This is a genomic window from Halomonas sp. YLB-10 (genome assembly GCF_003856855.1).
Classification (GTDB): domain Bacteria; phylum Pseudomonadota; class Gammaproteobacteria; order Pseudomonadales; family Halomonadaceae; genus Halomonas; species Halomonas litopenaei.
Genome location: NZ_RRCU01000024.1, coordinates 1 through 1,075 on the forward strand (window position 1 = coordinate 1; position 1,075 = coordinate 1,075).

At 55.5% G+C, this 1,075-nt stretch carries 1 rRNA gene; it reads right to left on the bottom strand.

The window, feature by feature from the left end:
* Positions 1-1,033: ribosomal RNA gene (locus EBB56_RS21770) — 16S ribosomal RNA — on the bottom strand; the annotation flags it as partial.
* Between the last annotated feature and the right edge of the window lie 42 nt (positions 1,034-1,075).

Consider the following 1,075-nt stretch of genomic DNA (forward strand, 5'->3'; position numbering starts at 1 on the left):
TCCCGAAGGCACCAATCCATCTCTGGAAAGTTCTCTCGATGTCAAGGGTAGGTAAGGTTCTTCGCGTTGCATCGAATTAAACCACATGCTCCACCGCTTGTGCGGGCCCCCGTCAATTCATTTGAGTTTTAACCTTGCGGCCGTACTCCCCAGGCGGTCGACTTATCGCGTTAACTGCGCCACAAAGCTCTCAAGGAGCCCAACGGCTAGTCGACATCGTTTACGGCGTGGACTACCAGGGTATCTAATCCTGTTTGCTACCCACGCTTTCGCACCTCAGCGTCAGTGTCAGTCCAGAAGGCCGCCTTCGCCACTGGTATTCCTCCCGATCTCTACGCATTTCACCGCTACACCGGGAATTCTACCTTCCTCTCCTGCACTCTAGCCTGACAGTTCCGGATGCCGTTCCCAGGTTGAGCCCGGGGCTTTCACAACCGGCTTATCAAGCCGCCTACGCGCGCTTTACGCCCAGTAATTCCGATTAACGCTCGCACCCTCCGTATTACCGCGGCTGCTGGCACGGAGTTAGCCGGTGCTTCTTCTGTGAGTGATGTCCTCCCTCGAGGGTATTAACCTCAAGGCTTTCTTCCTCACTGAAAGTGCTTTACAACCCGAAGGCCTTCTTCACACACGCGGCATGGCTGGATCAGGCTTTCGCCCATTGTCCAATATTCCCCACTGCTGCCTCCCGTAGGAGTTCGGGCCGTGTCTCAGTCCCGATGTGGCTGATCATCCTCTCAGACCAGCTACGGATCGCAGCCTTGGTGAGCCGTTACCTCACCAACTAGCTAATCCGACATAGGCTCATCCGATAGCGCAAGGTCCGAAGATCCCCTGCTTTCCCCCGTAGGGCGTATGCGGTATTAGCCTGGGTTTCCCCAGGTTATCCCCCACTACCGGGCAGATTCCTATGCATTACTCACCCGTCCGCCGCTCGACGCCTCCTAGCAAGCTAGGATCGTTTCCGCTCGACTTGCATGTGTTAGGCCTGCCGCCAGCGTTCAATCTGAGCCATGATCAAACTCTTCAGTTTAAAGTCTGATAGTCCGTTAAGCGGACCAAACTTGGCTCAAGG